At 74.6% G+C, this 8019-nt stretch carries 7 protein-coding genes; 4 read left to right on the forward strand and 3 right to left on the reverse strand.

Going from position 1 to position 8019, the window contains the following annotated elements; all coding sequences use genetic code 11:
• Nucleotides 1-105 precede the first annotated feature (105 nt).
• Complete coding sequence (locus F9B16_RS31645) at nt 106-2292, forward strand: MMPL family transporter (RefSeq protein WP_151543884.1); 2187 nt, start codon at nt 106-108, stop codon at nt 2290-2292.
• 21 nt (nt 2293-2313) lie between these two features.
• Here the strand turns inward: F9B16_RS31645 and F9B16_RS31650 are convergent, their stop codons facing one another.
• Nucleotides 2314-3450 (reverse strand): RDD family protein, encoded by a 1137-nt coding sequence (locus tag F9B16_RS31650; protein ID WP_151543885.1) that lies wholly within the window; start codon nt 3448-3450, stop codon nt 2314-2316.
• A 195-nt stretch (nt 3451-3645) separates the two neighbouring features.
• Between F9B16_RS31650 and F9B16_RS31655 the strand changes: the two genes are divergently transcribed.
• Together F9B16_RS31655 and mca are read left to right on the forward strand one after the other, a co-directional pair.
• The gene (locus F9B16_RS31655) at nt 3646-5097 is read left to right on the forward strand and encodes an MDR family MFS transporter (RefSeq protein WP_151543886.1); all 1452 of its coding nucleotides are present in this window, start codon (nt 3646-3648) and stop codon (nt 5095-5097) included.
• Between the two features lie 61 nt (nt 5098-5158).
• Nucleotides 5159-6118 (forward strand): mycothiol conjugate amidase Mca, encoded by a 960-nt coding sequence (gene mca / locus F9B16_RS31660; protein WP_151543887.1) that lies wholly within the window; start codon nt 5159-5161, stop codon nt 6116-6118.
• Here the strand turns inward: mca and F9B16_RS31665 are convergent.
• Nucleotides 6099-6941, reverse strand: a complete 843-nt coding sequence (locus F9B16_RS31665; protein ID WP_225992110.1) for a polysaccharide deacetylase family protein — start codon at nt 6939-6941, stop codon at nt 6099-6101. The two genes, mca and F9B16_RS31665, sit on opposite strands and share 20 nt — an antisense overlap.
• Before the next feature lie 107 nt (nt 6942-7048).
• Here F9B16_RS31665 and F9B16_RS31670 point away from each other — a divergent pair, with 107 nt between their 5' ends.
• Entirely contained in the window at nt 7049-7858 is an 810-nt protein-coding gene (locus F9B16_RS31670; RefSeq protein WP_151543888.1) for an ABC transporter permease, read from the forward strand.
• Here F9B16_RS31670 and F9B16_RS51355 read toward each other — a convergent pair.
• A partial coding sequence (locus F9B16_RS51355) for an IclR family transcriptional regulator C-terminal domain-containing protein (protein ID WP_225992111.1) occupies nt 7782-8019 on the reverse strand: 238 nt, incomplete at its 5' end. The two genes, F9B16_RS31670 and F9B16_RS51355, sit on opposite strands and share 77 nt — an antisense overlap.

Consider the following 8019-nt stretch of genomic DNA (forward strand, 5'->3'; position numbering starts at 1 on the left):
TACCTGACTACACCCCCTGACGGTGTTCAGGGCCATGTCGGCGGGGGCGCGGCCCCTATTGGCTTCTTGGTGTCACCCCGCACCGACGACCCCCAGGGGACTCCCATGAGAAGGAACCTCGCCGCCGCGCTCGGCGGCTGGAGCGCGCGGCACCGGATGGCGGCCGTGCTCGGCTGGCTGCTGTTCGTCGTCCTGGCCTCGGTGCTGGGCGGCGCGGTGGGCCAGACCACGATGGCGGAGCACGAGCAGGGCGCTGGACGGTCGGCGCACGCCGAGAAGATCATCGACGAGGCGGGCATCGACGACCCCGACTCGGAGACCGTGCTGGTCACCGGGCCCACGGGCGCGCCGGAGACGGCCCGCGCCGTCGCGGCCGTCCGGGCGAACGTGCAGGCCACCGGGAAGATCACGGACCTGCGGCCGGACACGGTCGCGCGGGACCGGCGGCACGTGATCGTCCAGTTCACGCTGAAGAAGGCGCCGGACGGCGCGCCGGACCCGCTGCCCGCCGTCGAGGACGCGGTCGGGAAGGCGCAGCGCGACAACCCGAAGGTGACGATCGGCGAGTTCGGCGGCGCGACGGCGGACGCCTGGTTCGACAACGCGCTCGGCAAGGACTTCAAGCGCGCCGAGATGACGGCGGTGCCGCTGGCGATCGGGATCCTGCTCGTCGCGTTCGGGGCGCTGCTCGCGGCCGTCCTGCCGGTGGTGCTGGCGTTCACCGCCTACCTCGCGGCGGGCGGGCTGCTGGCCGTGGCCAGCCACGCGGTGCACGTGGACGACACGACGAACTCGGTGATGCTGCTGATGGGACTCGCCGTCGGCGTCGACTACTGCCTGTTCTACCTGCAGCGCGAGCGCGAGGAGCGGCGGCGCGGCCGGGACCGGGAGACGGCGCTGGCGATCGCGGCGGCGACCTCGGGACGGTCCGTGCTCGTCTCCGGCGTCACCGTCATGGTCGCGATGTCCGGGATGTTCCTGTCCGGGCTGCTGCTGTTCAAGGGGTTCGCGGTCGCGACGATCCTCGTCGTGTGCATCGCGATGCTCGGCTCGGTGACGGTGCTGCCCGCGCTGCTGTCGCTGCTCGGCGACAAGGTGGAGGTCGGCCGGATCCGGCTGCCGCGCCGGCACCGGGCGGGCAGGGGCGGCGAGCGGGCCGGGGTCGTGGGGACGCTGCTCAAGCCCGTGCTGGCCCGTCCGGGGATCGCGGCGGTGCTGTCGGCGGGGCTGCTGCTGGCGCTCGCGGCGCCCGCGCTCGGGATGAAGACCGCGAAGCTCGGCATCGACCAGCAGATCCCGCCCGGGGAGAGGATCGCGCGGACCTACACCGAGCTGAACAGGGCGTTCCCCGGCAACCCGGCGCCCGCGAACGTCGTGGTGAAGGCCCGCGACATCGACGCACCGCAGGTCAAGGCGGCGATCGGGGAGCTGAAGCGGCGGGCCCTCGCGTCCGGCGAGATGAACGCGCCGATCGAGGTGACCGTGCACCGGAAGGCGAACGTCGCCGAGATCGAGGTGCCGCTCGCCGGCTCCGGCTCGGACGCCACGTCCGAGCACGCGCTGGAGACGCTGCGGGGCACGATCGTCCCGCAGACCGTCGGACGGGTCGCGGACGCGCCCGTGAGCGGGCAGCTCGCCTGGTCCACCGACTACAACGCCCAGCTCAAGCACGCGATCGTGCCGGTGTTCCTGTTCGTCATGAGCGTCACGTTCCTGCTCATGCTGGTGTTCTTCCGGTCCGTCGTCATCGCGCTGACCGCGATCGCGCTGAACCTGCTGTCGGTCGCCGCCGCGTACGGGGTGATGGTCGCGGTGTTCCAGCACGGCTGGGGCGACTCGCTGGTCGGGACGCGGGGCGCGGGCGCGCTGGAGTCGTGGATCCCGCTGTTCGTGTTCGTGGTGCTGTTCGGGCTGTCGATGGACTACCACGTGTTCGTGGTGTCGCGGATCCGCGAGGCGCGGGACCGCGGCCTCGACACCGCGCGGGCGGTCGGCGAGGGCGTCCGCGCCACCGCCGGGGTCGTGACCAGCGCCGCCGTCATCATGATCGCCACGTTCGCGATCTTCGGAACGCTGTCCATGCAGGACTTCAAGCAGCTCGGCGTGGGCCTCGCGGTGGCGGTGCTGATCGACGCGACCGTGGTCCGGATCGTGCTGCTGCCCGCCGCGATGGCGCTGCTCGGCCGCGCGAACTGGTACCTGCCGCGCTGGCTGGGCTGGCTGCCGCGGGTCTCGCACGGCGAGGCCGTGCCGGCCCCGGCCGCGGCGCCGCCGCCCGTCCCCGTCCCGTAGCGGTCCGCCGCCGCCCGGCCCCTAGCCGGGCGGCGGCTGCTCGTACGGCGCCTGCTGGTACTGCTGGTGGTACTGCTGCTGCTCGTACGGCTGCTGCGGCATGGCCGGGGGCGGTGGCGGCAGTGCCGGGGGCGGTGGCGGCAGGGCGGGCTGCGCCGGTTGCTCGACGGCCCGTCCCGCCCTGCGCTCCCGGTAGGCGTCCTTGACGCGGCCGCCGAGCCGCTTGCCCGCGTCCTGCACCTGCTGCGCGCGCTCGCTCGCCGCGACCTCCCGCAGCTTCCCGGCGGACTGCCGGCCGAGCTCCTGCAGCCGCCTGGCCTGGTCGGACTCGATCGCCTGCCGCACGCGGTCGTGCTGGGCGAGCCGCGCGGCGTTGTCGCGGGCCGCCTGCCCGGCCACCTGGCCCGCGGCCTGGGCGCCGTCCCACGCGACGACGGCGCCCTGCCGCGCCGCCGCCACGGCGCGCTGGTAGCCGCCCGCCCGTACCACCACCGTGCCGCCGACCAGGTCGGCGAGCGTGCGGCGCCGCCGCCCGACGAGGGCGGGCAGGCTGTTGGCCAGGAAGACCGCGATCGCGAGCAGCCACAGCAGGACGGCGAAGAAGAACAGCCCCTCCAGCAGGAGCACCCAGGCGAGCGCGTACAGGCCGCTGCCCGACGCGGTCGTGACGAGCGCCCGGCGCGCCGCGCGCGCCTTGCCGGGCTTGGCCGGGACGGCGCTGTGCCCGACGCGCAGGTCCATCGCGGCCTTGCCGACCGACCGCCCGAGCCACGCCGTCCCGGCGAACTGCAGGAGCAGCTCGGCCAGGACGAGCAGCAGCAGGCCCTGCTCGACGATGGCGACGAACGAGCCCCACACGCCCGCGCCGAGCTCGCCGGCGGCCTTCTGCACGCTCCCGCCCGACAGCAGGAGCTCGATGCCGGCCGACCACGCCTTGTGGGGCAGGTCCTCGGCGACGTAGGACTGCAGCCGCCCCCACGTCATGGCGGCGAGCAGCAGGGCCACGACCAGCAGGATCCCGGAGTCGATCGACCAGGCCAGCAGACGGCGGCCGCGCGGCGCGGCCTCGCTCACCGCCTCGCCCGGCTCGTACTGCGGCGGGGGCGGTGGCGGGCCGCCGTAGGGCGCGGGGAACGGGGAGGGCGGAGGGCCGTACACGGGGGAACCCCTCTGGCTCGACGTCGATCATCGCGATCCTAAGGACCCGCGGTCCCGCGCCGCCATGGAATGACCGTCTCTTGCCAGGCGCCCGCCAGGCGTCCCCACAGAAGATGTAGTGAGCCTAAAAATAGTATTGACCTCTAAGTAGGACGAATCTAGAGTTGTGCTCGTTCCACTCACTTGGAGGTGTCCATGACCGCGCCCTCTCGCGCACCCGCCACGGCGTCCGCCGGTGCTCCCGCCGACGCGTCCGGCGCCCCGGAACGGCTCGACCCGGCGCTGCTGAAGACGTCGTTCGTGCTGGTGCTCGGGCCGATCCTCGCCCTGCTCGACACGACGATCGTGGGCGTCGGCCTGGACGCGGTCGCCCGCGACTTCGGCGCCCCCGTCACGACCCTGCAGTGGGTGTCCGCCGGCTACCTGCTGGCGATCTCGATGGTGATGCCGCTCGCCGGCTGGGCGAGCGACCGGTTCGGCGCCCGGACGATGTGGATGGCGTCCGTCGCGCTGTTCACCGCCGGGTCCGCGCTGTGCGGGCTCGCCTGGTCGGCCGGGAGCCTCATCGCGTTCCGGGTGCTGCAGGGGATCGGCGGCGGGCTGATCCAGCCGATCGGCCAGTCGATCGTCGTGCGGGCCGCCGGGCCGAAGCGGCTCGGCCGCGTCTTCGGGATCACCGTCCTGCCGCTGACGTTCGCGCCCGTCCTCGGGCCGGTGCTCGGCGGGCTCATCGTCGAGCGGCTCGACTGGCGCTGGATGTTCCTGGTGAACGTCCCGCTCGGCCTGGTCACGCTGGTGCTCGCGGCGCGCTGCGTCCCCGCGTTCGCCAGGGCCGGCGCGGCGGCGCGGCGGCTGGACGTCCGCGGTCTCGCGCTGCTGTCGCCCGGTCTCGCCGCGGTCGTCTACGGCTTCTCCGAGGTCGGGACGGCGGGGTTCGGCGCGGCGCGCGTCCTCGCCCCGCTCACCGCCGGGACGGTGCTGCTCGCCGGGTACGGGATCCACGCGCTGCGGCGGCGCGGCACCGCGCTCATCGACCTCGGCCTGTTCGCCCGGCGCGGCTTCGCGGTCGCGACGGCCAACTCGTTCCTCCAGGGCGCCGCGCTCTACAGCTCGATGCTCCTGCTGCCGCTCTACTACCAGCAGGTCGAGCACGCGTCCGCGCTGAAGGCCGGGCTGCTGCTCGCCCCGCAGGCCCTCGGCACCGCCGTCGCGACGTTCTACGCCTCGCGGCTCGTCGACCGGATGGCGCCGCGGCCGCTCATCGTCACCGGCATCGTTCTGACCCTCGCCGGGACGGTCGCGTTCACGCAGCTCGGCGCGGACCCGGCGGGCTGGCTGCTGACCCTGTCGCTGGTGGTGCGCGGCGCCGGCCTCGGCGTGGTGATGGCGCCCGGCATGGCGACCGTCTACGCCGCCGTCCGCCCCGACGAGACGGCCCGCGCCGCCGGAGCCGTCAACACCCTCAACCGGGTCGGCGGCTCGCTCGGCACCGCCGTCCTCGCCGTCGTGCTGCAGCGGTCGCTCGGCCACCACGCTCCGGCCGCCGCGTACGGCGCCACGTTCTGGTGGGCGGTCGGGCTGTCCGCGCTGACGCTGGTGCCCGCGCTCTTCTACCCGTCCCGCAAGCCCGGAAAGGAGGCCGCGTGAACCTGCGCGTCACTCGCTGACCCGTCCCGTCCCTCAACGTCCCGCCTGCAGAAAGGAACAGATGAACCTCCGCATCACTCCCGGAGAGCGGCCGCGGCTGCTGACCGTCCACGCGCACCCGGACGACGAGTCCAGCAAGGGCGCCGCGACGCTGGCGAAGTACGCGGCCGAGGGCGCGGACGTCCTCGTCGCGACCTGCACGGGCGGGGAGCGCGGCAGCGTCCTCAACCCGGCGCTGGACCGTCCGGAGGTCCGCGCGGACCTGCCGGCGGTCCGGCGCCGGGAGATGGCGGCGGCGCGGGAGATCCTCGGCGTCCGGCAGCGGTTCCTCGGCTTCACCGACTCGGGCCTGCCCGGTGACGGCGAGGACCTGCCGGACGGCTGCTTCGCGCTCCAGCCGCTCGCGGACGCGGCGCGCCCGCTCGTCGCGCTCATCCGCGGGTTCCGGCCGCACGTCGTCGTGACCTACGACGAGACCGGCGGCTACCCGCACCCCGACCACGTCAAGACGCACCAGGTCACGGCGGAGGCGTTCGGCGCCGCCGCGGACCCGGAGCGGTACCCCGGCACGGGCGGGCCGTGGCAGGCCGCGAAGCTGTACTACCAGGGCGCGTTCTCGCGGGCCTGGTTCCAGGCGCTGCACGACGGCATGCTCGCGCGCGGCCTGGAGTCGCCGATGGGCCCGGTGCTCGCGGAATGGCCGGACGGCGCCGCGGACCTCGAGATCACCACGCGCGTCCCGTGCGCGGAGTACTTCGCCGTCCGGGACGCGGCGCTCCTCGCGCACGCCACGCAGGTGGACCCGGACGCCGGGTTCATGCTGCACCCGCGCGACGTCGAGCGGGAGGTGTGGCCCACCGAGGACTACCGGCTGGCCTTCTCGCACGTCGCGACGGAACTCCCGGAGACCGACTTGTTCGCGGGCCTCCGGGAGGCGGGCCGGGAGGTCGCCGCCCGCCGGGAGGTCGCCGTCCGCCGGGAGGTCGCGGCCCGCCGGGAGGTCAGAGCGCCACGAACGTGAGGCCGCGCTTCTTCATCTTCGGGATGACCTTGCGCAGCGCCGCGATGGTCTCCGAGCGGTCGCCGCCGCCGTCGTGGCACAGCATGATGTTGCCCGCCTTGCCGCGCAGCATCGTCCGGCGGATGTGCCCGACGCCCGGCCGCGACCAGTCGCGCGGGTCGACCGCCCAGTCGATCGGCAGCATGTTGTGCTCCGCGACCAGCTCCAGGATCGTCTTCGACCAGGCGCCGCCCGGCGACCGGAAGAACTGCGGCTCGATCCCGGTCGTGTCGGCGATCCGGTCGCGCGCCTGCACCATCTCCTTCTTGACCCGCTTCCGCGGCAGGCCCGCGATGGTGATGGGATGCGTCTCGGTGTGGTTGCAGATCTGGTGGCCGGCGGCGGCGACCCGGCGCACCAGCTTCGGCCACTCCTTCACCTGCTCGCCGATCATGAAGAAGGTCGCGTGGACCTCGTGCTCGGCCAGCAGGTCGAGCATCTTCGGCGTGTACTCCGGGTGCGGGCCGTCGTCGATGGTGAGCGCGATCGTCTTCGGCGGCGGCGCCGGGGACAGCTGCGTCAGCTCGCGGACGGGCGTCTCCAGCGCGGTCAGCCGCGCCTGCGCCCAGCTCGCGGGGCGCGGCGTCGGGGTGGGGGACGGCGCCGGCTTCGGATGGATGACGGGACGGGCGCGCGGCGTCGGCACGGACGGCTTCGCCGCGGCGTGCGACACCCGGGACGGATGCGCCTCGTCGGCGCCGATCGCGGTGAGGCCGACGGCGGCGGCCCCCATCAGCCAGAGCGCTCTGCGGCGGGACGTCCCGCCTGCCTCCTCGTCCTCCACAAGTCCCACGCTATCGGGCTTTTCGCTCCCTTGAGCGGCCTTGCGGATCACAATCGGCTCAAATGGGAAGAGCGGTTACAGAAGATCGTTTGGTCCGGGGGGTGGGGATGAGCGCGGGGCCCGCGGCCGGACCACTCCTGGCGATCGTCCTCGGCGCGCTCGCGGTGTTCGCGGCGGCGCTCGCGCGGCTCGGCCGGATCGGTCTCGGCCGGGACCTGGTGGTCGTCGCCGTGCGCGCGACCGTGCAGCTCGCCGCGGTGTCCGCGCTCATCGCCGCGGTGCTGCGCGACGCCGGCTACACCGCCGCGTTCATCGCGGGCATGGTCGTCATCGCCGTGGTGACGGCGGGCCGCCGCATCACCGGGTCGATGCGCGCCGGCGCGTGGACGACCGCGCTGCCGATCGTCGCGGGCGTCGCGCCCGTCCTCGCGCTGCTGCTCGCCTCGCGGCTCGTCCCGTTCCGCACCGTGTCGGTGCTGCCGATCGCCGGCATCTTCATCGGCGGCGCCATGTCGGCGACCGGGCTCACCGGGCGGCGCGCGCTCGACGAGCTGGCGACGCGGCGCGGCGAGTACGAGGGCGGGCTCGCGCTCGGGCTGATGCCGCGGGACGCGGCGATGGAGGTGTGCCGCCCCGCCGCCGCGCTCGCGCTGTTCCCCGTCCTCGACCAGACCCGGACGGTCGGGCTCGTCACGCTGCCCGGCGCGTTCGTCGGCGTGCTGCTCGGCGGCGCCGACCCCGTCCAGGCGGGCGCGACGCAGCTGCTGGTGCTCATCGGCCTGCTCGCCATCGAGGTCGTCGCGGTGCTCATCACGCTGGAGCTCGTCGCGGCGGGCGTCCTCACCCGGGCGGGCGCGGAGCGTCCGGACGGCCGAAGTCGGCGGAGATGGCGTCCGCGGCCGCGCGCAGGCCGGTGAGGTCGCCCCCGCCGGGGACGGTCACCGCCGCCACCACGCGTCCCGTCGCGTCGCGGACCGGCGCGGCGGCGTAGCGGCCGGGCGCCCCGGCGCGCTCCAGGTCGTCGAGCAGCGCGGGCGGGCCGGTGACGAGGCGGGCGGCGCCCCCGGTCGCCTCGTTG

The sequence above is a fragment of the Actinomadura montaniterrae genome (assembly GCF_008923365.1).
In the GTDB taxonomy this organism is placed as follows: domain Bacteria; phylum Actinomycetota; class Actinomycetes; order Streptosporangiales; family Streptosporangiaceae; genus Spirillospora; species Spirillospora montaniterrae.